Annotated in this window: 22 protein-coding genes; 4 read left to right on the top strand and 18 right to left on the bottom strand. The window is 66.4% G+C overall.

Translation table 11 applies throughout. From position 1 onward, the window contains the following. Positions 1–17 precede the first annotated feature (17 nt). Positions 18–413: a DUF934 domain-containing protein gene (locus BMY35_RS02785; RefSeq protein WP_093195452.1), complete on the bottom strand. Its 396-nt coding sequence runs from the start codon at positions 411–413 to the stop codon at positions 18–20. Further along, a complete protein-coding gene (locus BMY35_RS02780; protein ID WP_093195451.1) occupies positions 410–2,188 on the bottom strand; it encodes a nitrite/sulfite reductase in 1,779 nt (592 codons plus the stop codon). Before BMY35_RS02780 ends, BMY35_RS02785 begins: the two co-directional genes overlap by 4 nt. A 252-nt stretch (positions 2,189–2,440) precedes the next feature. On the opposite strand from BMY35_RS02780, the gene BMY35_RS02775 reads away from it, so the two are divergent. Beyond that, positions 2,441–3,028, top strand: coding sequence for a hypothetical protein (locus BMY35_RS02775; RefSeq protein WP_093195450.1), 588 nt, complete (start codon positions 2,441–2,443; stop codon positions 3,026–3,028). A 12-nt stretch (positions 3,029–3,040) separates the two neighbouring features. Here the strand turns inward: BMY35_RS02775 and BMY35_RS02770 are convergent, their stop codons facing one another. The 8 genes from BMY35_RS02770 to BMY35_RS02735 form a co-directional block, all read right to left on the bottom strand. After that, positions 3,041–3,859 (bottom strand): M55 family metallopeptidase, encoded by an 819-nt coding sequence (locus tag BMY35_RS02770; protein WP_093195449.1) that lies wholly within the window; start codon positions 3,857–3,859, stop codon positions 3,041–3,043. Between the two features lie 14 nt (positions 3,860–3,873). Next, entirely contained in the window at positions 3,874–5,001 is a 1,128-nt protein-coding gene (locus BMY35_RS02765; protein WP_093195448.1) for a P1 family peptidase, read from the bottom strand. An 18-nt stretch (positions 5,002–5,019) separates the two neighbouring features. Next, positions 5,020–5,928 (bottom strand): glutathione ABC transporter permease GsiD, encoded by a 909-nt coding sequence (gsiD, locus tag BMY35_RS02760; RefSeq protein ID WP_093195447.1) that lies wholly within the window; start codon positions 5,926–5,928, stop codon positions 5,020–5,022. A 31-nt stretch (positions 5,929–5,959) separates the two neighbouring features. Further along, positions 5,960–6,880: a glutathione ABC transporter permease GsiC gene (gene gsiC, locus BMY35_RS02755; RefSeq protein ID WP_093195446.1), complete on the bottom strand. Its 921-nt coding sequence runs from the start codon at positions 6,878–6,880 to the stop codon at positions 5,960–5,962. An 80-nt stretch (positions 6,881–6,960) separates the two neighbouring features. Further along, positions 6,961–8,517: a glutathione ABC transporter substrate-binding protein GsiB gene (gsiB, locus tag BMY35_RS02750; protein WP_093195445.1), complete on the bottom strand. Its 1,557-nt coding sequence runs from the start codon at positions 8,515–8,517 to the stop codon at positions 6,961–6,963. A 79-nt stretch (positions 8,518–8,596) separates the two neighbouring features. Then, the gene (locus tag BMY35_RS02745; protein ID WP_093195444.1) at positions 8,597–10,474 is read right to left on the bottom strand and encodes a dipeptide ABC transporter ATP-binding protein; all 1,878 of its coding nucleotides are present in this window, start codon (positions 10,472–10,474) and stop codon (positions 8,597–8,599) included. A gap of 48 nt (positions 10,475–10,522) precedes the next feature. After that, positions 10,523–11,494 carry an isoaspartyl peptidase/L-asparaginase family protein gene (locus BMY35_RS02740; protein ID WP_093195443.1) on the bottom strand — a complete coding sequence of 324 codons (972 nt, stop codon included), beginning with the start codon at positions 11,492–11,494 and terminating at the stop codon, positions 10,523–10,525. Next, entirely contained in the window at positions 11,491–12,477 is a 987-nt protein-coding gene (locus tag BMY35_RS02735; protein WP_093195442.1) for a MurR/RpiR family transcriptional regulator, read from the bottom strand. Before BMY35_RS02735 ends, BMY35_RS02740 begins: the two co-directional genes overlap by 4 nt. Positions 12,478–13,457: 980 nt before the next feature. Here BMY35_RS02735 and BMY35_RS38675 point away from each other — a divergent pair. Together BMY35_RS38675 and BMY35_RS02720 are read left to right on the top strand one after the other, a co-directional pair. Next, positions 13,458–13,790, top strand: a complete 333-nt coding sequence (locus tag BMY35_RS38675) for a hypothetical protein (RefSeq protein ID WP_256228071.1) — start codon at positions 13,458–13,460, stop codon at positions 13,788–13,790. Positions 13,791–13,857: 67 nt separating this feature from the next. Continuing rightward, on the top strand, positions 13,858–14,286 hold the full coding sequence (locus BMY35_RS02720; protein ID WP_093195440.1) for a VOC family protein: 429 nt from the start codon (positions 13,858–13,860) through the stop codon (positions 14,284–14,286). A gap of 32 nt (positions 14,287–14,318) precedes the next feature. Here BMY35_RS02720 and BMY35_RS02715 read toward each other — a convergent pair whose 3' ends face one another. The 5 genes from BMY35_RS02715 to BMY35_RS02695 form a co-directional block, all read right to left on the bottom strand. Next, positions 14,319–14,774, bottom strand: a complete 456-nt coding sequence (locus tag BMY35_RS02715; RefSeq protein ID WP_093195439.1) for a GNAT family N-acetyltransferase — start codon at positions 14,772–14,774, stop codon at positions 14,319–14,321. 88 nt (positions 14,775–14,862) lie between these two features. Then, complete coding sequence (locus tag BMY35_RS02710; protein ID WP_093195438.1) at positions 14,863–15,411, bottom strand: hypothetical protein; 549 nt, start codon at positions 15,409–15,411, stop codon at positions 14,863–14,865. 26 nt (positions 15,412–15,437) lie between these two features. Continuing rightward, positions 15,438–15,986 (bottom strand): hypothetical protein, encoded by a 549-nt coding sequence (locus BMY35_RS02705; RefSeq protein ID WP_256228070.1) that lies wholly within the window; start codon positions 15,984–15,986, stop codon positions 15,438–15,440. Positions 15,987–16,012: 26 nt separating this feature from the next. Beyond that, positions 16,013–16,564, bottom strand: a complete 552-nt coding sequence (locus BMY35_RS02700) for a hypothetical protein (RefSeq protein ID WP_093195437.1) — start codon at positions 16,562–16,564, stop codon at positions 16,013–16,015. Beyond that, positions 16,561–17,226, bottom strand: a complete 666-nt coding sequence (locus BMY35_RS02695) for a peptidoglycan recognition protein family protein (RefSeq protein WP_093195436.1) — start codon at positions 17,224–17,226, stop codon at positions 16,561–16,563. The genes BMY35_RS02700 and BMY35_RS02695 overlap by 4 nt, the downstream gene beginning before the upstream one ends. Before the next feature lie 264 nt (positions 17,227–17,490). Here BMY35_RS02695 and BMY35_RS02690 point away from each other — a divergent pair, with 264 nt between their 5' ends. After that, entirely contained in the window at positions 17,491–18,519 is a 1,029-nt protein-coding gene (locus BMY35_RS02690; protein WP_093195435.1) for an aldo/keto reductase, read from the top strand. Positions 18,520–18,581: 62 nt separating this feature from the next. On the opposite strand, the gene BMY35_RS02685 is transcribed toward BMY35_RS02690, so the two are convergent. The 3 genes from BMY35_RS02685 to BMY35_RS02675 form a co-directional block, all read right to left on the bottom strand. Beyond that, complete coding sequence (locus BMY35_RS02685; protein ID WP_256228069.1) at positions 18,582–19,481, bottom strand: glycine-rich domain-containing protein; 900 nt, start codon at positions 19,479–19,481, stop codon at positions 18,582–18,584. Positions 19,482–19,553: 72 nt separating this feature from the next. After that, the gene (locus BMY35_RS02680; RefSeq protein WP_256228067.1) at positions 19,554–22,850 is read right to left on the bottom strand and encodes a bifunctional diguanylate cyclase/phosphodiesterase; all 3,297 of its coding nucleotides are present in this window, start codon (positions 22,848–22,850) and stop codon (positions 19,554–19,556) included. A 330-nt stretch (positions 22,851–23,180) separates the two neighbouring features. Then, a complete protein-coding gene (locus tag BMY35_RS02675; protein WP_093195433.1) occupies positions 23,181–24,074 on the bottom strand; it encodes a LysR substrate-binding domain-containing protein in 894 nt (297 codons plus the stop codon). Positions 24,075–24,198 lie beyond the last annotated feature (124 nt).

The following is a 24,198-nucleotide window of genomic DNA, read 5'->3' as shown; positions in this document are numbered from 1 at the left end:
AGGTGCTTCCACGCGTCTCAGTTGCCGACCGCGAAATGCGGCGCGGTCTTCACCGCATCGCCCTGGTAGAAGGCGGCGAAGCGGTCGAACTGGCGCTGCGCGTCGGAGGCGTCCACGCCTTCCTTGAGCACGGCGCTGGAGAAGCCGGTGCGTTCCATCTGCACCAGCTGGTCGATCAGCACGTCGCCCGTGGCGCGGATGTCGCCCGTGAAGCCGAGGCGGCGGCGCAGCAGGAAGGCCTGGCTGTAGGCGCGGCCGTCGGTGAACTTCGGGAAGTGCAGGTCGATGCGCTCGATGTCCGCCAGGCACACCTCGATGGCGAGCGGGTCGGCGTCGTTGGCCAGCTGCAGCACCTTCGGGTCGCCGTCGTCGATGTGTTCTTCGGCTGCCAGGATGTTCAGGGTCTTTTTCATGCTGCTTCCTCCACCTTGAAACGCGCACCGTTGGCGGCGACCTTGAACGGGTCGTGGCCCACGCGGCGCAGCGTGTCGATGAAGTTCTCTCCGCTTTCGCGGGTGTCGCGGTAGGTGTTGAGCACGGCCTCGATCACGCCGGGCACTTCTGCCGCCGAGAACGAGGGGCCGACCACCTTGCCGGCCTGCGGCGTGCCGCTGAGCGCGGAGCCGTCGGAGCCGCCGAGGGTGACCTGGTACCACTCCTTGCCGTCCTTGTCGACGCCCAGGATGCCGATGTGGCCGCTGTGGTGGTGGCCGCACGAATTGATGCAGCCGCTGATGTGCAGGTCGATCTCGCCCAGGTCGTCGAGCTCGTCGAGGTCCTGGTAGCGCTCGGTGATGGCTTCGGCGACGGGAATGGAGCGTGCGTTGGCCAGCGCGCAGAAGTCGCCGCCGGGGCAGGCGATCATGTCCGTCAGCAGGTGCACGTTGGCGCTGGCGAAGCCGGCCGCGCGGGCGGCGAGCCACAGCGCGTGCAGGTCTTCGGCGTGCACCCAGGGCAGCACCACGTTCTGGTCGTGCGTCACGCGGGCTTCGCCGGCCGAGAAGCGGTCGGCCAGTTCGGCGAGCGTGTCGAGCTGGTCGGCCGATGCGTCGCCGGGCGCCTGCTTCAGGCGCTTGAACGACAGCGTCACGGCACGCAGGGCCGGGTTCTTGTGCGGCGCCACGTTGCGCGCGAGCCAGCGGGCGAACTGGACGTCGTCGGCGGCGTGGGCGCGCAGCTCGGCGTCGGTCTTCTCGGCGCTCTGCAGCACGCGGGTGGCCAGCGTCGGCGGCACGAAGGAGGCGGCCACGCGGTCGTACTCTTCCTGCGTGATGGTGTGCGGCCCGCCGTCGTGCTCGAGGATCTGCTTGTACTCGGCCTCGACGTCGTCGATGTAGCGCTGGCCCTCGGCCTTCACCAGGATCTTGATGCGCGCCTTGTAGATGTTGTCGCGGCGGCCGTAGCGGTTGTAGACGCGGATCACAGCTTCCAGGTAGTTCATGATCTGCTGCCACGGCAGGAACTCGCGCAGCACCGTGCCCACGATGGGCGTGCGGCCCATGCCGCCGCCCACCTGCACGCGAAAGCCGATCTGGCCGGCTTCGTTCTTCACCACGTGCAGGCCCACGTCGTGCCAGCCGGTGGCGGCGCGGTCCTCGGTGGCGCCGGTGATGGCGATCTTGAACTTGCGCGGCAGGAACGCGAACTCGGGGTGCAGCGTGCTCCATTGGCGCATGATTTCCGCGAACGGGCGCGGGTCGGCCACTTCGTCGATGGCGATGCCGGCGCGCTCGTCGCTGGTGATGTTGCGGATGCAGTTGCCGCTGGTCTGGATGCCGTGCATGTCGACCGAGGCCAGCAGGTCCATCACGTCGGCCGACTTGGCCAGCGGAATCCAGTTGTACTGGACGTTCTGGCGGGTCGAGAAATGGGCGTAGTGGGTGGGCAGCTTGTGGCTGCCGAGCTGGCCTTGCGTTTCGATGGCCTTCTTGTAGACCTCGGCCTCGGGCTCGTCGTACTCGCGTGCGATGCGCGCCAGCACGCGCAGCTGTCGGCTCGACAGTTCGCCATAAGGCACGGCCACGCGCAGCATCGGCGCGTAGCGCTGCACATACCAGCCGTTTTGCAGGCGCAGGGGGCGGAACTCGTCTTCGGCGAGCTTGCCCTTCTGCCAGCGTTCGAGCTGATCGCGGAACTGGGCAGCCCGTTGGTGGACGAACTGGCGGTCGAATTCTGTGTATTGGTACATCGTGCGTGTGTCTTGAGGAAGTGCGGTGCCGCGCGTAGAGCGGGGCACCCCAGCAAGAAGGCGCGATTTTCCAAGTGCTCCTTATGGAACCAAACTATTTTTTGGTTCGCGCTTTATGCGGATAAGCTTATTCGCCAGCATCCATGCGGGTTTCCGGAGGGTTTGATGCTTATTCCGGATAAGGACGGGCAGGGCGCCCGAAGCCCCCCGCGCGCTTGTTGCCGGTCCGCCGGCTTTGCTATCGTTGCGCCGATGGAGCCTACCCACCCGGACCCGGCCGTCTTCATCCACATCAAGGTGGCGATCGGCATGGTCGTGAGCCTGGCCATCGCGAGCGTGCTGACGGGCGTGGCCCGCTTCGTCCAGCATCCGCGACGCCACCGGCCCGACTGGGTGCATCTGGCATGGGCGCTTTCCATGCTGCTGTCGATGCTGCATTTCTGGTGGTGGGAGTACCGGCTGTCGGCCCTCAGCTGGCGTTTCGAGCTCTATCTGTTCGTGATGAGCTTCGCCATCCTCTACTACCTGATGTGCGCGGTGCTCTTCCCGTCGGACATCGACGAGTACGACGGCTACGGCGACTATTTCATCTCGCGCCGCCGCTGGTTCTTCGCGCTGCTGGCCATCTCGGTCGTCTTCGACGCCGTCGATTCACTGCTGAAGGGCCGCGACCATTTCGCCGCCTTCGGCGCCGAATATCCGATCCGGATTGCGGCGTATCTGGTGCTGGCGGCCGTGGCGGCGTACACCGCGAACCGGCGCTTTCACGTCGGCCTGGCGGCCGTCAACCTGCTCTATCAGCTGTCCTGGATCCTGCGCAGCTTCGACGTGCTGGCCTGAAGGCCGGACGCCTCAGCGCAGCATCGAGGACATCGCCGAGCAGCAATTCAGCATACGCACGGCGGCTTCCACCGTCCGGGCGGTGAAGCGCAGGGTGACGCCGTCGACGCGCTCGAAGTCCGGCCACTGGCAGAACAGGTCGGCCAGCGCGGAGGTCTGGGCGCGCAGCGTCACGGTCTGCGGGCCTTCGAAGACGAGCGGCTTCGCCTTCGCGCGAGCCGCCAGCGCTTCTTCCACGCCGGCGCGGATGGCACGGCGCGACTGCTCGGGCGACAGCGAGACGCCGCTGGTGCAGCCGGTGGCCTTCTTGGTCTCGACGAAGGTCGCGTGCGGGAAGAGCGGGCGGTTCTCGGAAATGAACACGTCGTCGCCGCTGGCCATTACCACGGGCACGCCGTACTCGCCGGCCAGGGCGCCGTAGAGCCCGGCCTCGCCCAGTTCCTGCCCGCCGAGCGAGATGCCCGCGAAGGCGAAACTGTTGATGGTGTGCGCCAGGATACCGCGCCCCTGCGCGCGCGAGTGGTAGCCGACCATGCAGACGGCATCCACGCCTTCTTCCACGCCCGCCACCATGCTCAGGTAGCGCGGCTTGCCCTGCACCACGCGGGCGCGGGCGTCGAGCAGGTCGGGCGGCATGTTGCGGAAGCCCCCGTGCGAGTCGTTCACCAGCACCTCGGTGGCGCCCGCGTCGAAGGCGCCGGCGATGGCGGCGTTGGCCTCGTGCGTCATCAGCAGCCGCGCGCGCTCGTACTCGGGGTTGCCCGCGCGCACCTGCTCGGAGTGGTAGACGCCGGCGACGCCTTCGATGTCGGTGGAGATCAGGACTTTCATGGAGCGGCTCGCAGTCAGGCGTGGGTTGAGAAGAGAGTGGAGGCGGGCAGCACGTCGCCCAGGGCGGCGCGGTGGTTGCCGTCGCGCCCGATGACGGGCGTTGCGCGCCACAGGGCATGGATGATCGCCTGTTCCGTGCTGTCGGCCGCGGCCTGGAACAGGCCGTCGAGCAGCCCGTCGTGCAGCATCGCCACCGCCGGCATCGGCCGGTCGACGCTGCCGGGCACGGTGTAGGCGGTGGAGAAGGCCAGCACGATGTCGCCGCTGCCGTGCCCGAAGACCGAGCCCGTGCGGGCCAGGCCGGCCCCGGCGCGCAGCGCGAGGCGGCGCAGCTGGCGCGCGTCGAGCGGGGCGTCGGTGGCCAGCACGATGATGATCGAGCCCTTCTCGGCCTCGTTCACCGCCGGAAGGCTGCGCTCGGCCTGCAGCGCGGCAAGCCTTTCGCCCACCGCGTGCCCGGCCAGCAGCAGCTGCGGCTGGCGCCCGTAGTTCGCCAGGACCAGCGCGCCCACCGTGTGCAGGCCGCCGGTGCCGACGTTCTTGCTGCCGCCCAGGCCGCCGCTGGTGCCGTCGTTGCGCGCCGACACCCGCCGCGATGCGCTGCCGATGCCGCCCTTGAGCTGGAAGCTCGACATGCCGCGCCCCGCACCGACCGAGCCCTGCTCGAAGTCGGCTCCGGCATCGGCCAGCGCCTGCAGGTAATCGGCCTCGCTCACGGCCATGCGCTGGATGTCGTTGAGGAAGCCGTCGTTGCACTCGAACACCAGCGGGTTCACCGTGGGCAGCGTGCGGCCGGTCTCGGGGTTGTCGGCCACGCAGCGGCGGATCTGCGCCGCCGCCACCGTGCCCACCGAGAAGGTGTTCGTCAGCGCGATGGGCGTCTCGAGCACGCCGAGCTCTTCCACCTGCAACAGCCCGACGCTTTTGCCGAAGCCGTTGAGCACCACCGCGGCGGCGGGTACCTTGTCCTGGAACGGGTCGCCCGCATGGGGGCGGATGACGGTCACGCCCGTCTGCACCGGGCCGTCGGCCAGCGTGCGATGACCCACGGTGACGCCCGCGACGTCGGTGATGGCGTTGCGTTCGCCCTGGAGCAGGTTGCCGATGAAAGGGAGCGGGGCCTGCTGCTTGCTGGAAGACATCGAGAGGACTGAATTGACTTACTGGCGGTCGATTTTCGGATCGAGCGCGTCGCGCAGTGCATCGCCCAGCAGGTTGAAGGCGAGCACGGTGAAGAAGATGGCCAGGCTGGGGAACAGCGCCACGTGCGGCGAGGTCACCATGTCGGCGCGGGCCTCGCTGAGCATCGCGCCCCATTCGGGCGTCGGCGGCTGCGCGCCCATGCCCAGGAACGAAAGGCTGGCCGCCGTGATGATCGAGGTGCCCACGCGCATCGAGAAATACACCACGATCGACGAGATGGTGCCCGGCAGGATGTGTCGCACGATGATTGTCCAGTCCGAGGCGCCGATGCTGCGCTCGGCCTCGATGTAGGTCTGCTGCTTCAGCACCAGCGTGTTGCCGCGCACCAGCCGCGCGAAGGCCGGCACGCTGAACACCGACACAGCCACCACCACGTTGGTCATGCTGCTGCCCAGGATGGCCACCACGCCCAGCGCCAGCAGGATGCCGGGGAAGGCGAACAGCACGTCCGAGATGCGCATCACGATGCGGTCCCACCAGCCTTCGTAGTAGCCCGCCAGCAGGCCGAAGGCCGTGCCGACGATGCCGCCCAGCACCACCGACAGGAAGCCGGCCATCAGCGAGATGCGAGCGCCCATCAGGATGCGGCTGAAGATGTCGCGGCCCAGCGGATCGACGCCGAACCAGTGCGCGGCCGAGGGGCCGGTGTTCAGCATGTCGTAGTCGAAGTAGTTCTCCGGATCGAAGGGCACGATCCACGGCGCGAACACCGCGACGAACACCAGCAGCAGCACGAAGAGCGCGGCGACGATGCCCACCGGCTGCTTCTTGAAGCGGCGCCAGCATTCGCCCCAGGGCGTGCGGACCTTGCCGGCGGTCTGGACGGCGACGACAGGTACGGTCGCGGCGATGGTTTCGGCAGGCATGCCGGAAGCTTGTTGCGTCATGGCTGCTTGCTCACTTGTATCGGATGGTCGGGTTGATGTAGCCGTACAGCACATCCACCAGCAGGTTGATCAGGATGAATTCGAGCGAGAACAGCAGCACCAGCGTCTGGATGACGGGGTAGTCGCGCATCTGCACTGCGTCGACCAGCAGGCGGCCGAGGCCCGGCCAGTTGAACACCGCCTCGACCAGGATCGAGCCGCCCAGCAGGAAGCCGAACTGCAGGCCCATCATCGTCACCACCGGAATGAGCGCGTTGCGCAGGCAGTGCTTGATGATCACCACGCGCTCGCGCACGCCCTTGGCGCGCGCGGTGCGCACGAAGTCTTCCTGGATCACCTCGACGAAGGAGGCCCGCGTGAAGCGCGCCATCACGGCCGCCACCGCGGCGCCCAGCGTGATCGAGGGCAGGATGTAGTGCTTCCAGCTGCTGGCGCCCACCGTGGGCAGCCATCCGAGCTGGACCGAGAAGATCTGCATCAGCAGCATGCCGAGCGCGAATGCGGGAAAGGAGATGCCCGACACGGCGAGCGTCATGCCCAGCCGGTCGGGCCATTTGTTGCGGTACACCGCGGAAACGATGCCGATGCCCATGCCGAAGATCACCGCCCACACCATGCTGGTGATGGTCAGCATCACCGTCGGGAAGAAGCGCTCGCCGATTTCGGTCGCCACCGGCCGCCGCGTGCGGATGGAGGTGCCGAAGTCGCCCTGCAGGATGTGGGTGAAGAAGCTCACGAACTGCTGCGGCAGCGGCTTGTCCAGCCCGAGCTCCGCGCGGACCATGGCCACGGTCTGCTCGTCGGCGTCCTGGCCGGCGGCAAGTCGCGCCGGATCGCCGGGCAGCATGTGGACGAACAGGAACACCAGCACCGCCACGATGAGCAGCGTGGGGATCAGGCCCAACAGTCGTTTGAGGAAGTAATTCAGCATGGGGTGCGGTTGCCGCGGGCGGGCGATGGCGGCATGCCACCGCCCGCCGGGCAGTCAGTCAGGAAACGAGGAACCGGGGATCAGTTCGACACCGCAATGGCGTCGATGTTGATGTTGCCGTCAGGCATCACGAACACGCCCGAGAGACGCTTGGCGTGCGCCGACAGGTTCTGCTCGGTGATCATCGGCACGCGCGGCAGGTCCTTGCGGATCTCTTCCTGCGCGGTCTTGTACAGCGCTGCGCGTTCCTTCTCGTCCGTGGTCACCAGCGCCTTGGCCAGCGAGCTGTCGACCACCTCGCTCTTGTAGAACGACATGTTGTTCAGCTTGGGAGCCCAGGCTTCAGAGGCGAACAGCGGGCGCAGGCCCCAGTCGGCTTCGCCGGTCGACGACGACCAGCCCGTGTAGTACATGCGGACCTTGGCCGTCTTCGGATCGGGCCATGCATCCACCTGCTCGGTGCGCTGGCCCACTTCGAGCGCCTGCACCTGCAGCTTGATGCCGATCTGCGCGAGCTGCTGCTGCACGAACTGGATCGTCTTCTGCGAGGTCGTGTTGTTGTAGGCGCTCCACAGCACCGACTCGAAGCCGTCGGGGTAGCCGGCTTCCTTCATCAGCTCCTTGGCCTTCTTCAGGTCATAGGGAATGGGAGCCATCTTCTCGGCGTACTTCACGCCCTGGGGCAGCACGCCCTGCGCGGGGAAGGCATAGCCGCCGAAGGCGACCTTGGCCAGCGCTTCCTTGTTGATGGCGTAGCCGATGGCCTCGCGCACCTTCGGGTTGTCGTAGGGCTTCTGCAGCATGTTGAATGCCAGGAAGCGCGTGATGATCGAGGGCGTGGCCACCACTTCGAGCTTGTCGCTCTTCTTCAGCAGCTCTGCCTGCTCGTAGGGAATGGGGAAGGCGAAATCGGCCTCGCCGGTCTGCAGCATCGCGGCGCGCGTGTTGTTCTCCAGCACCGGCTTCCACGACACGTTGTCGACCTTCGGGTAGCCCTTCTTCCAGTAGCCGTCGAACTTCTTGGCCTTGACCGCTTCGGTCTGCTTCCACTCGACGAATTCGAAGGGGCCGGTGCCCACGGGGTGGAAGGCGATGTCCTTGTTGCCCCACTTCTTCAGCGCGGTGGGCGAGATCATGGCGGCCGATGCGTGGGCCAGCGAGTTGATGAAGGGGCCGAAGGGCTCCTTCAGCGTGATGCGCACGGTCGTCGGGTTGACCGCCTCGACCTTGCTCACGCGGTTGAACTGGTTGTAGCGCAGCAGCTTGTTGTCCTGGTTCAGCACGCGGTCGAGCGTGAACTTCACGGCGTCCGCGTTGAAGTCGGTGCCGTCGTGGAACTTCACGCCGGTGCGCAGCTTGATGGTGTAGACCAGGCCGTCCTTCGACACCTCGTAGCCCTCGGCCAGCACGTTCTGCACCTTCAGGTCCTTGTCGAACTGGAACAGGCCTTCATAGAAGGTCTTCGTCACCGCGGTGGTGATGGTGGTGTTGGTGTTGTACGGGTCCAGCGTTTCCGGCTGGTAGCCGATCGACAGCACCACGTCTTTCGCGGCCAGTGCCGTGCCCGAGGCGGCCAGCGCGGCCAGGCCCAGCAGTGCGGATGCCCATCGCAGGGAGGAGGAAGCTTGTTGCGTCATGGAAGAACTCCAGTCGGTTCGAGGAAAAAAGCAGGAGGGCCTGCGGGTTGAGAAAAATGAGTGAAGAAAAAACGGGGGGTCAGAACGCGCCGCCGATGGCGTGCCGCGCAACGAAATGGCCGGGCGCGACCTGCACCAGCGGCGGCACCTCGGGCTCGTCGCCCACCGCGCGGATCGGGCTGGGAATCTCGCCTTCGAGCAGCGCGCGCGGCTTGTTGCGGCGCGACGGGTCGGCCACCGGCACCGCCGCCATCAGCTTGCGGGTGTAGGCGTGCTGCGGTGCCTCGAACACCGCGCGGCGCGGGCCGATCTCGACGATCTGGCCCAGGTACATCACGGCCACCCGGTGGCTGATGCGCTCGACCACCGCCATGTCGTGCGAGATGAAAAGGAAGGCCACGCCAAGCTCGCGCTGCAGGTCGAGCATCAGGTTGACGATCTGCGCCTGGATCGACACGTCCAGCGCCGACACCGATTCGTCGGCCACCACTACCTTGGGGTTGAGCGCCAGTGCGCGCGCGATCGCGATGCGCTGCCGCTGGCCGCCCGAGAACTCGTGCGGGTAGCGCTGTGCCACTTCCGGCGGCAGGCCGACCTTCTGCAGCAGCCAGTCCACGCGCTGCTGCGCCTCGGCGCCGCTGGCCATCTTGTGGATGAGCAGCGGCTCCATGATCGAGAAGCCCACCGTCACGCGTGGATCGAGCGAGGCGAAGGGGTCCTGGAAGATGAACTGGATGTTGCGGCGCAGCGCCTGCAGCTCGCGCGTGGGCAGGTCGCGGATGTTCTTGCCGCCGAACTCGATGGCGCCGCTCTGGCTCTCGACCAGGCGCAGCAGCGAGCGGCCGGTGGTCGACTTGCCGCAGCCCGATTCGCCGACCAGCGCCAGCGTTTCGCCGGGGTACAGGTCGAAGCTGATCTTCTCCACCGCATGCACGCGGCGCTTCACGCGGCCGAAGAGACCGCTGCGCACGTCGAAACGGGTGACGAGGTCGCGCACGCGCAGGATGGGGCCATCGGCGTGGCGCACGGTGTCCTGCGGCGTGGTCTGGGTGCACGGCACGGTGTCGGCGCTGGCCTCGGTGCGCAGCAGCTCGAACTTGGCCGGCAGGTCGGTGCCCTGCATCGCGCCGAGCTTCGGCACGGCCGACAGCAGTGCCTTGGTGTAGGGGTGCTGCGGCGCCGCGAACACGGTGTCGGAGCTGCCGGCTTCCACCTTGTCGCCGCGGTACATCACGAGCACGCGGTCGGCGATCTCGGCCACCACGCCCATGTCGTGCGTGATGAAGAGCACGCCCATGCGCATCTCCTTCTGCAGCTCGCGGATGAGCTGGAGGATCTGCGCCTGGATGGTCACGTCCAGCGCGGTGGTGGGTTCGTCGGCGATCAGCAGCTGCGGCTTGCACGACAGCGCCATCGCGATCATCACGCGCTGGCGCATGCCGCCCGAGAGCTGGTGCGGGTAGCGGTCGAGCACGTTGCGCGCCTCGGGAATGCGCACCAGCTCCAGCATGCGCAGCGCTTCGGCGCGCGCGGCCGCGTCGCTCTTGCCCTGGTGGATGCGGATGGCCTCGGCGATCTGGTCGCCTGCCGTGAACACCGGGTTCAGCGACGTCATCGGCTCCTGGAAGATCATCGCGATGTCCGCGCCGCGGATGTTGCGCATCGCGCTGTCGCGTGCCTGCGCCAGGTCGAGCACTTCGCCGTTGCGGCGGCGGAACATCATGCTGCCGTTCAGGATGCGGCCGCCGCCGTGCTCCACCAGCCGCATCAGCGCGAGCGAGGTGACCGACTTGCCCGAACCCGATTCGCCCACCACCGCGAGCGTTTCGCCGTGGTCGACGTGGAAGGACAGCTTCTTCACGGCATCGACCGTGCGCTCGGAAGTCGAGAAGCGAACGGTGAGGTCGTCGACGGCGAGAACGCGGCCGTCCGGCAGGGCGAGGGCAGGGGTGGACATGGGAGTGCGAGAAAAAGAGGGTGCGAGCGAGCGTGCGTGCGTGCGGCTTCAGGCGAAGATGGCCGTTTGCGGTGCGTCGTTGCCGCGCGCGTGGCCGCGATACATGCCTTCGGAGTTGAAGGCCAGGCTCAGGTTGCCGTGGCGGTCGACGGCGATCAGCCCGCCGGAGCCGCCGATGGCCGGCAGCGACTGCTGCACCACCGCGTGCGTGGCGGCTTCGAGCGTCGCGCCGCCGTAGGCCATGCGCGCGCACACGTCGTAGGCCGCGGCGACGCGGATGAACATCTCGCCGCTGCCGGTGCACGACACGGCGGCCGTGCGGTCGTCGGCATAGGTGCCGGCGCCGATCAGGGGCGAATCGCCGATGCGGCCGACGCGCTTGTTGGTCATGCCGCCGGTGGAGGTGGCCGCGGCCAGGTGGCCGTGCATGTCGAGCGCGACGGCGCCGACGGTGCCGAACTTCTTGTCCTCGTCGAGCGGGGACGAACCTGTCGCCGCCATCGTCGCGCCCTCGTGATCGGTCACGACACGGCCGGTGCCGCGCACGCGATAGAGCTGCTGGCGACGAGCCTCGGTGGAGAAGAACGAAGGCTCGACCATCTCCAGCCCGCGTTCGCGCGCGAACACCTCGGCACCGGCACCGGCCAGCAGCACGTGGGCTCCGTCTTCCAGCACGGCGCGCGCGGCGCGCACCGGGCGGCGGATGTGGCACACGCCGGCAACCGCGCCGGCGGCGAGCGTGGCGCCGTCCATCACGGCGGCATCGAGCTCATGGGTTTCGTCGTGCGTGAACACCGCGCCGTGGCCGGCGTTGAAGAGCGGGCAGTCTTCGAGCATCTCGACCGCGAGGCAGGCTGCGTCGAGCGCGGATGCGCCCTTGAGCAGCATCGCCTGCGCGGCGGCCACGATGCTCTTCAACGCGTCGTGATAGGCCTGCGCCTGTTCCGCGCTCGTCGTCGCGGCGCTGATGGTGCCGGCGCCGCCGTGGATGGCGATCACGGGCACGTGGGTCTGGGTCATCGGGAAGCTTTCTTCTTTCTCTTGCCGGCGCCGTTCGCGGCGGAGGCATCTGTCGTCTTGTCTTGTTGGCGGGCGCTCGTGTCGAGCCCGTTGATGCGGGGCAGCCCGTTGGCGCCGTGCAGCCATGGCCGCACGGCGTGCAGGATGCGGCCGGCCGACTGCACCGGGTCGGGCGCGCGCAGCGACACCGCGCTGGTCAGCGCCTCGATCAGCGCGAGCACGCTGGTCTCGCAGTTCGGGCGGTAGCTGGTTTCGGTCTGGCAGAAGAGCGCCACGTCGGCCAGCGGGGCCAGCGGCGAGCTGGGGCGGTCGGTGAGTGCGATCACCGCGCAGCCCTGGCTGCGCGCGATCTGCGCGAGCGCGATGGTGTCCGTGAGGTAGCGCGGAAAGGTGAGGCCGATGAACACGTCCTGCGGCCCCGCGTGCATCAGCGTGCGCGCGGCGTGCGTGACGCCGCTGACGCCCGCGAGCAGCCGCACGTCGCTGCAGCTGCCGTCCAGCCCGTGCTGCAGCAGGCCCGCGAGCCATGCGCTCGCGCCGAAGCCGCCGATGTAGACCGAGCGCGCCTTGCCGATGCGCTCCACCGCGGCTTCGCAGGCGGCGTAGTCCAGCGTCTGGCGCGTGGCGTCGATGTTGCGGCGGCTCTCGTCGAGCGCTGTGGCGAACACCTCGGCCACCGTGGTCGGCCGCTCCAGGTTGCCGCGCAGGCGCTCCACCGGCGCCACCAGCGGCTCGAAGCCGCGCACGAGCTCGGCGCGGAAGGTCGCGTAGCCGTCGAAGTCCAGCGCGCGCGCGAAGCGGTTGGCCGTGGCGACCGACACGCCTACCACCGCTGCCAGCTCGTCGATGGGCAGCGTGGCGACCTGCAGCGGGTGCTCCAGCACGTAGTCGGCCACCTGCCGATGCGATCGCGACAGCCGCGGCAACGCCTGCGCGATGCGCTGGGCCACGGTGGTGCCTGGGGTGTCGAGAGTGGTGCTCATGGAGGGTGCGATGCGCCCGAAAGTGTGCGTTTTTTGAAAACCAGTTTACAAATATAAGTCAGATAAGAAAATTTTCTGTCATTTTTGATCATGATCGCAAGTAGCGGGCCAGGGGTGAAGGGGCATGAGAGGGCACTTGCCGGAGTTCTTTCCCTCTGAAGTCGGCTTGGGCTGCCGTTTGTGGCTCGCTGACTAGGGGTTTCCCTAGGTCTGTCTTTTTGAGCGCAGAGTCGATCTGCAAGCAGCCCGCTGGAAGCCGGGCGATAAGCTGCGGGCCATGATCGACTTCAGCTTTATCGATGTGACCAGCGTGGATTACTGGTACGACGAAGGCTACGCTCAGTCTCAGCGAGCGCTAAGGTGCCTTACGGGATCCGAATGGGAGGGACTTGCAAGAGCGTGGGCGTCACAGCCGCTCGAGTGGCAGGACCGTCTCGCATACATCCTTGGAGACGGCCTGGAGCTTAGGGAGTCGGAACTGCTAGTCGATGTGTATGTAGCCGGCCATCCGGATGTGGCGATGACCGCCGCAGAGGGCTTGCGCAGCATGTCTCTTGAGCATCTTCGGATGGCTGTAGCTAGGCGACTGCTGTCGGGCAGTGCCGCATGTCGAGATTGGGAGCACTGCGCATCTGCGAACGAGTTGCTCCAGCTTGTTGCGCCGAATCGATAGCTTCATTTCCGAGACGCTACGCCGCGGTTGGCTCTCGGCTCAGGCGATACACTGCCCATCGCACGTCAAAAAAAGACGTGCTTGGGATTGGCGTCCCAAAGCACCTCTGCGATGTAAGCCGCAGATTTCTCCGCAGAGACTCTGCGGCTTTGTCGTTCGTGCCTCCTTTTTGGCGGCTCGAGTGGGGAGCCGCGAGGCTCGCCGGTTCTCGCGAGAGGTGCCCGGTACGCCAACCCGTTCGAGTCGCCGCCTCCAATTGGCGTTGGGTGCGGCGGTTTTTGCAAATCGCACCTCTTGGAGGCCATTCATGGCTACTTCTGCTAGCGCGTCCGCACAATCTCCCGACCACTCCGTAGCGAAAGGGCCGCCGATTGGCTCGCAGCTCGACATCACCGACTCTCTTTCGCTGCAAGCCTGCGACGACACCGACAGTCTTCGCGAAGTGCTCTGCGCCTATGTATGCCTTGAAAAGCTCATTGCACCGCTCGAAGTGGGCGATACGGAGCAACTCGGTCCCACGCGCACCGAACTCGGCTCTTTGGTGCGTTTGGTCAATGAGGAGATGAGCCGTCGCATCGACGCTGCCGACAGCGCGACCCGTGCGATGCGTGCGGCGTTGGCAACGCCGGAGGCAGCCTGATCGCGAGGGCAGTCTGGAGGGAGCCTCTGTAGACTCCGCCTCCCGCACCAACCGTCAAGAGCACTCCATGGAGAAACGCGAACTGCATCGAGGCCGCCTGATAGACCACATCGGCCTGGTCGTTCGCGACCTGGCTGCGAGCAAGGCCTTCTATTCCGCCGTCCTCGAAGCGCTGGAGATCCCCATGGGCGGCTCGGGCGAGCGAGACTTCTGGGCGGACGAGTTGTTCGTCTCGACGCGCGACAGCGAGGAAGTGCAGGGCGAGCTCACCGGGCGCCATCACCTTGCGTTCCAGGCGAGGGATCGGGCCATGGTGGACGCGTTCTACAAGGCTGCACTGGCGCATGGCGGGCGGGACAACGGCCCTCCGGGCGAGCGCTCATACCACCCCGGCTACTACGCGGCGTTCGTGCTGGACCCCGATGGCAACAACATCGAGGCCGTGTTCCACGGCGAGGCCGAGCGCAGCGCGGCTTCGGTGCGCATCAGGCGCTGACCGGATTCATCGCCGATGGAGGCGGCAGCCTCTCAGCCCGCGATTTCCTTTTGCATGAACACGCTCAGCGGATCGTCCGGGTACGTCCCGAACGGCCCTCGCCGGGCGTAGCCCGCGCGTGCATAGAACGACAGCGCTTCCGGCTGGCTCACGCCCGTTTCCAGCCTGAACATCGCGCAGCCACGCGCCATCGCTTCGCCCTCCAGGAAGCCCAGCACTTTCGCCGCGACGCCTTGTCCCCGGTTCTCGGGTCGCACGTACATGCGCTTGAGCTCGCCGAATTCCGGCTCCATCACGATGGCTCCGCAACCGACGGCCGTGCCTTCGCCGTCGCGGGCCACAGCGAACAGCACATTCGCGGCAGACAGCGCAGCGATGTCGATGCCGTAGTGGCACTCGGGCGGATACAGCGGCTTCTGGTAGGCGTCGAGGTCGTCGATGAGTTGGACGACGTCGGGTTGGGCGGGGCTTTCGAGGGAGATTCGCATCGGGTGATGTTATCCAGCCGAAGGGTGGTTGATCGGGAGAGTAGGGCGAAAGAAAAACCCGCCGAAGCGGGGTGGGGGAGTGCAAGGGTCAGCGGCTGTTTCGCAGGACTTTCAGTCGGTGCTCGGCTTCGCCGGGAGGAATCTTTCCTTCTGCCTCCAGCCTCCTGAGCCGCCGTTCGTCCGCTCGATTCAAGGCGTCTTTCAACAGAGCCATCTTGCGTTCCTTGCAAGGCGCGCAATCGTAGAAGCTCTCCAGGGCATTGGTGGGTTCAAGCTTTGCATTCGACTCGAAGATGTTGATGCGTCCCGTAGGCTCGATCCCGATGACGATGACCTTTCCATTCTTGAACGTGACCGACGCACCACCCAGGCACCCGCTTATTTCCGTGTATTCGCCGAAATAGGACTTCTCCGAGACTCTGCGCATGTGCTGAAGCGCGTAGCGCACGTCTTCCTCGGTCAGGACGACATCAGAGCAATCCAGGAAGTCTTTGTTCTCCCATGCAGATCTGTTGGAGGGATCGATGATCTCGATCTTCCGGACGAAATCGAGTGGGTAGCGTTTGTCGGCGGCATGAACCTGGGCGGTTGCTGTTGCTGCTACCAACGCCATCGAAAAGATGCCGGCCCAGTTCATGGCGCGAGAGTAGGGGCGTGTCGCGTTCAATGGCCGGCTCGCAATGCTCTTAGCCGGCGCTCGGCCTCGCCGGGGGGAATCTTTCCTTCGGCCTCTGCTTTCCTGAGCCGCCGTTCGTCGGCTCGATCCAGCGCGTCCTTCAAGAGGTCCATTTTTCGATCCTTGCAGGGCGCGCATTCGTAGAAGCTTTCCGGGGCTTTGGTGGGCTCAAGATTCGCGTCCGCCTCGAAGATGTTGATTCGTCCCGTGGGTTCGACTCCGATGACGATGAACTTTCCATTCTTGAAGGTGACCGATGCACCGCCCGAGCAGCCCGTTCTTTCGGTGTACTCGCTGAAATAGGACTTCCGCGGGACTCTGCGGATGTGCTGGAGCGCATAGCGCACGTCTTCCTCGGTCAGGACGACATCCGTGCAATCCAGGAAGTCCTTGTCTTCCCATGCGGATCCGCTGGAGGGCTCGATGACCTCGATCTTCTTTACGGAGGCAAGGGGGTATCGCTTGTCGGCCGCATGAACCTGGACAGTTGCCGCAGCGAAGACCGACGCCATCAAGATGACCTTGGCTTGGCTCAAGGTGCGCGAGGGGGAACATGGCGATTTCAACGGCTGGCCCTCAAAGCCTTGAGGCGACGTTCCGCTTCACCAGGGGGGATCTTTCCTTCCGCCTCCAGCTTCCTGAGTCGTCGTTCATCTGCCCGATTGAGCGCGTCCTTCAGGAGCTCCATCTTGCGAGCCTTGCAAGGATCGCATTCATAGTAGGTTTCCGGGCCGGGGATGGGCTTGAGCTTGGCGTTGAGTTCGAAGGTATTGATGCGTCCCGTCGGCTCGATGCCGATCGCAATAGCTTTGCCGCTCTTGAACGTGACGCGCGCACCGCCAAGACATCCGGTTCGTTCCGCGTACTCGTCGAAATAGGATTTCTCCGAGACCTTGCGCATATGCCGGAGTGCATGGCGAACATCTTCCTCGGTCAGGACAACGTCGTCGCAGTCAAGAAAGTTCTTGTTTTCCCATGCGGATCGTATTGAAGGCTCGGTGATTTCTATCTTCATCACGTCGGCGAGCGGATATCGCTTGTCGGCCGCGTGAGCAGGAAATGCCGTTGCGGCCGCAATAAGGGCTGCGATGCCAAGAATGCTGGCGTTGCTCATGGTGTTGGTACCTTCAGATTCCAATTCGCACCCTGCGCCTCTGTCGGATTCTTCCAACTGACGTCGGAATGTGGAAAGACTTCGCCCGGCGCGATCTGCATGGAACTCTCAAGCACGCTGACAAGCCACGCGAGCGATTGATTCTGTGCTGCGGACGGTGTGGGAAAGATGCCGAATTCTGCGCGCAGCTTTTCGAGAGGGCGATTGGCACGGACATCCGGATCCTTGAAGCCCGGCGGCAACCTGGCTCTGCCAACCATCTCGATTCCGACGGCTTCCATGTTGCCTGGATAGCGCTCATGGGGTGCCTTGCGCATTTCAATGCGATGAATCGTCGTGGCTCCAGCCTTTGCCGGAAAGTCGCGCGGGGCGCATTTGCCTGTTATCAGGCATCTCGCCTTCAACGGCCCCACATGATTCGTCCTCTGATAAATCGCAGCCGTCTGATAAATCGTCCCATCCTTGTCGATGAGAAAGTGCGCTCCATTGGCCTTGGGGTTCCTGTAGCTGTTCAGCGATGACTCCAGCGTATCGGCATCGGTCTGATGCACGACGATGCCGGTGATAGCCCCGACCCGTTTCCCTCGTTCGATCTGTGTACTGCGCGCATGCCTGACGCGCGCGTGACTGATCATTCCGTGTTTGTCGATTTCGACAAGCATGGGTTTTCCTCCCTGAAGAACTTATTGGTTGTCTGCTCTCTGAAGGGCTTGGTCTTGCGCATCGCACTCATCGCAAGGCCACGACCTCGCGGCGCATGCTACGGAGCGAAAAAGAGAGTTCCGTGGCAGCTTTGTCACCCACTTGTTGCCCGTCTCGCAAAGCCCATCCGCCCACAAGGTTCAACGCTCCGCCCAACAATGGCCGCGCGGCTCGGCCGCTTCTTTTTTCTTTCCCGAATTCCTCAAGCACCAAGGAGTACCACTTTGGAATACCGTCATCTGGGCAAATCGGGCCTCAAGGTCCCCGTATTGAGTTTTGGCACCGGCACCTTCGGCGGCAAGGGCGAGTTCTTCAGCGCGTGGGGCAGTACCGACGTGGCCGAGGCGCGCAAGCTCATCGACATCTGCCTCGAGGCGGGCGTGAACATGTTCGACAGTGCAGACATCTATTCGTCCGGCGCGGCCGAGTCGGTGCTCGGCGAGGCGATCAAGGGCCGGCCGCGCGACGCTCTGCTGATCTCGACCAAGGCCACCTTCCGCAGCGGCGAGGGGCCGAACGACGTAGGCTCATCGCGCCATCACCTCGTGCAGGCCATCGACGGCGCGCTCAAGCGCCTGGGCACCGATTACATCGACCTGTTCCAGCTGCATGGCTTCGATGCGAGCACGCCGGTGGAGGAAACGCTGGGCACGCTCGACGATCTCGTGCGCGCGGGCAAGCTGCGCTACATCGGCGTGTCGAACTTCTCGGGCTGGCACCTGATGAAGTCGCTGGCCGTGTCCGAGCGCCACGGCCTCGCTCGCTACGTGGCGCACCAGGCCTACTACTCGCTGGTCGGTCGCGACTACGAATGGGAGCTGATGCCCCTGGCGCAGGACCAGGGCGTGGGCGCGGTGGTGTGGAGCCCGCTGGGGTGGGGCCGGCTCACGGGCAAGATCCGGCGCGGCCAGCCGCTGCCTGCCAACAGCCGACTGCACGCGACGGCCGACATGGGGCCGCCGGTGCCCGACGAGCTGCTGTACCGCGTGGTCGATGCGCTGGAAAAGGTCGGCGCCGAAGTCGGCAAGACGGTGCCGCAGGTCGCGCTCAACTGGCTGCTGCAGCGCCCGACGGTGTCGAGCGTGGTGATCGGCGCGCGGGACGAGGCCCAACTGCGCCAGAACCTTGGCGCGGCGGGCTGGAAGCTCACGCCCGCGCAGGTCGCCGAGCTCGATGCGGCCAGCGCGACGACGCGGGCCTATCCCTACTGGCACCAGCAGGGCTTCCTCGAGCGAAATCCCAACCCGGTCTAGGCCCGGTACCGGTGAGGCAGGGCGGACCGGCGGCCTCCTTCCCGCGCCGGTCCTTCATCCGTTCACGCCAGGCGGGAAACTGCGGACTCGGGCGCACCGGCCTTCACAGGAATATCCACCGCGGGCTTCGTGCCGACAGCGGAGCCGGCTTCCAGCGAGCACCAGGCTGCCTCGGGCTTGCCCGCTTCCAGCGAACACCATGCGGCGGAGGGCTTGCCGGCTTCGAGCGAGCACCACGCCGCCGCGGGCTTGGCCGCTTCCGCCGAGCACCATGCAGCGGACGGCTTTCCCGCTTCGAGCGAACACCATGCCGCCGCAGGCTTGGCCGCTTCCGCCGAGCACCATGCGGCGGAAGGCTTGCCCGCCTCGAGCGAGCACCATGCCGCCCCGGGCTTGGCCGCTTCCGCAGAGCACCATGTGGCGGAAGGCTTGCCCGCCTCGAGCGAACACCACGCCGCCTCGGGCTTGGCTGTTTCCAGCGAGCACCACGCCGCCGCAGGCTTGGCTGCCTCCAGCGAACACCATGCGGCCGCATCCCCGGCCGGCTCGCGGCGAGGCGTGGACGCCGGCTCGCCGAATTCCTCTGCCGACAGGCGCTGCATTTCCTCGAACGCCGCCTGCAGCGCCTTGGCGTCGTCCTCGCCGCGCAGGCCGAGGTAGGGAAAGTGGTGCAGGAAGTAGCCGAAGGTGGCTTCGCAATCCGCCGCGTACTTGCGCGTATCGAGGATGTGCATGTGCCAGAAGCGGTCGACGTCCTGTTCGGGGGCGAGCGTCATCTCGGGGTGCCTGGCGTGCAGCATCAGGTAGCGCTTGTAGGCCACTTCCATCTTGTTCGCGTAGCCGGCCGACCAGCCGTAGCCGTCTTCCGCGCGGCAGGCCTTGAACTTGATCATCGTGAAGTCGAGCGCCTCGATGGCGGCGATCGTCTGCTCCAGTGTCTTGTGCTGGGTGGGGTGAGTCATGAATGCTCCTGTGAGGTGGTGGGTAGGTCCGGGCGAGCGTGCCCGGTGACGATTGCGCCGACGGTCGGGCCGTCAGGCCAGCACCGATGGAGCAAACTGGTTGCGCAGGTGACGCGCCATGAAATCGCGAGCCTCGTCCGCGGGAACGGGCTTGCACAGCCAGTAGCCCTGGGCCTCGTCGCATCCGTGGCTGCGCAGGTACTCGAGCTGGGCGAGGGTCTCGATGCCCTCGGCCACGACCTTCATCCGCAGCCCGTGGGAGAGGGTGATGATGCCGTCGATGAGCGCGCGCGCGTCCGCATCCTGCGAAAGGTCGTTGATGAACGAGCGGTCGATCTTGACCGTCGACAGCGGAAAGTGCTTCAGGTAGGAGAGCGAGGAATAGCCCGTGCCGAAATCGTCGATGGCGAGGCCCACGCCCATGTCCCGGATCGTGCGCAGCAGCTCCGCCGCATGCTCGGGGTTCGCCATCACCGCGCCTTCGGTGATCTCCAGCTCCAGCAGTGACGGCTCGAGACCCGACGATTCGAGCACGGCCTTGATGTCGGCGATGAGCGTGCGGCTCTCGAACTGGCGCGGCGACAGGTTGACGCTGGTCACCACCTCCGGCAGGCCGAACTTCTGCCATGCGAGCGCATCGGCGCAGGCCTGCTCCAGGGCCCACTTGCCCATGGAAAGGATCAGGCCGAGCTCCTCGGCGATCGGGATGAACTGGACCGGCGGGATCATGCCCAGGGCCGGGTGGTGCCAGCGCATCAGCGCCTCGACGCCGACGATGCGCTGGGTCTGCAGGTTCAGCTTCGGCTGGTAGTGCATTTCCAGCTCGCCGCGCTCCAGCGCATGGCGCAGCGCGCTCTCCAGCATCAGCTGCTCGGTGCTCTGCGCATTCATCTTGGCCGCGTAGAAGCGGTAGGTGTTGCGGCCCTTCTTCTTGGCCCGGTACATCGCAGTGTCGGCGTTCTTCAGCAGCGTCTCGGCATCGCCTCCGTTCTCCGGATAGATGCTCACGCCGACGCTGGCGCTGACGTGCAGCTCGCGCGTGTTGATGAGGAAGGGCTCGGCGCAGGTAGCCAATATCTTCTCGGCAAGCTCCGCGGCGTCGTTGGCGCTGCACAGGTTCTCCAGGAGCAGCACGAACTCGTCGCCGCCGAAGCGCGCCACGACTTCGCTGTCGCGCAGCAGGGCCGCCAGGCGTTCGCCGCAGATCCTGATCATCTCGTCGCCCGCGCCATGGCCCAGCGTGTCGTTGATGTGCTTGAAGCGGTCCAGGTCGACGAACAGCACCGCGAACTGCTTCTGGCTGCGGTTGCTGCGCTTGATGGCGCGGTCGAGCTCGCTCTGCAGCGCCGAGCGGTTGAGCAGCCCGGTCAGTTCGTCGTGGCTGGCCATGAAGCGAAGGCTGCGCTCGGCCTGCTTGCGCTGCCTGTACTGGGCGATCTGCAACGCGATCACGCGCAGCGACTCGAGCGTCTCGGCGTCGGCGGCGTAGGGGGCCGATCCGAAGAGCTCCAGCGCCGTGGTCGCGTCGGTGGCGACCATCGGCACGATCAGGCCCACGCTCAGGCCGGCTTCGCGGGCCATCGTGTCGCGGGCGAAATGGCCCGGTGCGGTCTGCGTGTCGATCCGCACGACGCTGCCGATTCCCCAGGCGCGGCCCAGCGAGCCCTCGCCGGGCCGGTAGGCGATCGACTGGCTGGTCTCGACGAACTGCCGCACCGCCGGGTCGTTGTCGCCGTGCCATGCGACCGTGCAGTGGGCCAGGCCGTCGTCGCCGACGCTCCACAGCGCACCGCAGTCCCAGCGCAGGTCGGTGCATATCGCCTCCAGCGCCAGCCCCATCACCGTCTCGGCCCTGCCGTCGCCGGCAAGCAGGCGGGCGATCTTGTATTCGAGCTTCTGGCGCAGCGCGTCCTTGCGCGGCCGCGTGGCGTCGCGCACCGTGCCGCGCACCACCGTCTTGCCGTCTTCCTCGGCCGATTGCGCGATGACGTGGAGCCAGCGTTCCGTGCCGTCGTGCAGGCACAGGCGGTGCTCGAACTCGTTGCGCTCCGAGGATTGCGAGGCCAGCGTGATCTGCCGATGCACCATGCCGCGCTCAGGCGCCGGAACGCGCGAGAGCAGCGCGGTCAGGTCGGGCTGGATGGGATCGGAGTCGAAGCCCAGGATGCGCCGTGCTTCCTCTGAGCATTCGAGGGCGCCGGTCGCGGGATCGAGGGTCCAACTGCCCAGGCTGGCCATCTGCTGGGCGTCCTTCCACTGGCGCTCGCTGGCGCGCAGGTGGCTGGTCATCTCCAGGGCCAGCACCTGGGCCCGGCTGCGCGAGGTGGTCAGCGAGAAGACGATGCCGGCCAGCAGCATGCTGGTGGCGAGTCCGCCGAAGACGATGAACCACGGAATGGTCTTGTCGAGCGGGCCGAAGACCTGGTTCTCGTCCTGGCCGACCTCCACGAGCCAGGAGTGGCCGCCCAGTTCGAAGCCCAGCATGCGCTGCAGGCTGTGCGCGGGCGCGACGGAGGACTTGGCCATGCCGGCGCTGTCGAACAGCAGCTGCTGCTCGCTGAATGCGGTGGTCGGAACGAACCGGGTCTCGATGCGCGTACCGATCGCGCCCTTGCCCGGGCCGGCATCGACCAGGCGAAGTCGCAGGCGCAGCGTCTTCGCGGCGTCGGGGCTGACCATGTCGCGCAGCATTCCCGCGATGCTGAAGCCCGCGCCGACCGAACCGATGTAGGCACTGCGCCGCTGCTCGAGCGTGTCGAGCGGCTGGCCCGGCTGGTAGACCGGCAGCCGCATCGCCAGCCCGATGTCGGACTCGCGGCCCGGAATGCGGACCTTGCGGCCGGAGGTGACCAGCCCGCCGGTGTCGCGCCCCTGCTCGAGCGCGTCGCCCCGGTCGGGCATCGCGCCCAGGTCATTGCCGATAAGCCTCTCGTTGCCGGCCTGCGGCTCGATGTAGACCAGCGGGTAGTAGATGTCCCGCTTGCCGGGCGGCTTGATGGCGAAGCCCGAGGCCACGCCGGAGTCGAGGCTGGCATCGCCGCGCACCTTTTCCTCGAAGGCGTGCCGGTCCTTGGCCGCGATGCTGGGCGCGTAGTTGACGGCCTGGAAGCCGGGGTAGGCGGTTTCCAGGTTAAGGCCGGCGACGTAGTCCCTGAAGTCGCTGCGCGTCACCCCCTCGGGGGTATTGAAGCGCGCACGCAGGCCGGTCAGCACGGCGATGTAGTCGTCGAAACGGGCTTCCACCTTGCGCGCCAGGTCGAAGGCGGTCGAGTCGAAGCGGGCCTGGGCGCTGCGCCCGATCTCCTGGTGGGCGGACACGGCGAGGGCGATCGACAGCACCGCACCGGCCATGAGAATGGCCAGCGGCAAGCGAATCCTGACCCAGACAGACAATGACATTGGACTTGATCCCGCCGCTGGCACAGGCCGGTAGCTCCGGGTGCGGCAGTGCTGCACGGCAGAGAACGCAGCAGTTGCTTCGTTGGCGCAATATATATGGCTGGCGCGAGGCCGTCACGCAAATTGTTACAAGGATTTCAGAGCGCGACGGGGGCGAAAGGCTTCGAATCCGAATATTTAAGCATCAATCCGAGGGGAGGGTACCCTGCGCCCGGGGATGAAAGTGCCCCGGAACGGGGCAGTACCGGCACCGGGCCGCGAACCGCCGGAATGGCCGGTATAGACAGGATGGGCCGGCCGCTAGCCCGGCGTCAGCCCTAGCACCCAGCGCTTGAAATCCTCCAGCGCACCCGAGGCCGGCCGGCCTTCGGGGTAGGCGAAGTAGTAGCCCTGGCGCACGTCCAGGTGCCGGTCGACCGGGATCACGAGTTCGCCGGTGCGCAGTTCATGCTCGATCAGGATGCGCGGGGCCAGGCCAACGCCCATGCCGGCGGCCGTGGCCGCCACCACCATCGTGAACAGTTCGTAACGCGGCCCGCGCGAGGCGTGCACCGTGTATTCCCATTCTTGCTGCGCATACCAGTCGCGCCACGCATGGGCGCGCGTGCTCAGGTGCACGTGGCGGCAGCGCTCGAAGCCTGCTTCGTCCCAGGGGCCGTGCGCATCGCGGAAGGCCGGGCTGCAGATGGGCACCATCTCGCCCTCGGAAAAGATCAGCCCGCCGCGCGTGTTCGGCCAGAACTGGTCGCCGAAGTAGATGGCCGCGTCGTAGGCGTTCTCCTGGAAGGAAAAAGGCTGCGAGCGCGCCGACAGGTTCACGGTGATGTTCGGGTGAAGCCGGCTGAATTCCGGCAGGCGCGGTATCAGCCACTGCGTGGCGAAGGTCGGCACCACCGCCAGTTCCAGCACGAAGCCCATTTCATGGCCGGCGCTGATCTCCAGCGTGTCGCGGCGGATCTGGTCGAGGTGGCGGCGGATGCGTGCCGCGTATTCGCGGCCCACGTCGGTGAGCGTGAGCCGGCGCCGCACGCGCGAGAACAGCGGCACGCCGAGCCGTTGCTCGAGCATGGCCACCTGCCGGCCGACCGCGCTTTGCGTGAGCGCCAGTTCGCTCGCCGCACGGGTGAAGCTGCCCAGCCGCGCCGAGGCCTCGAAGGCCTGCAGCGCGCCCAGGTTGGGAATGTCTTTTCTCATCGATTGCCGGAGGTTGTCCCTGTCGTTCTTCTTGCGGAAGCACCGGTCGTGCCCGGGGCGGTGTCCTTCCCGGGGTGCACAACGTTGTGCGTTTTTAGCGTTTGTTGCGCCTGCGCCCACGACT

The organism is Variovorax sp. YR750, assembly GCF_900109805.1.
Taxonomy (GTDB): domain Bacteria; phylum Pseudomonadota; class Gammaproteobacteria; order Burkholderiales; family Burkholderiaceae_C; genus Variovorax; species Variovorax gossypii.
This window is presented reverse-complemented; position numbering and strand designations above follow the sequence as displayed.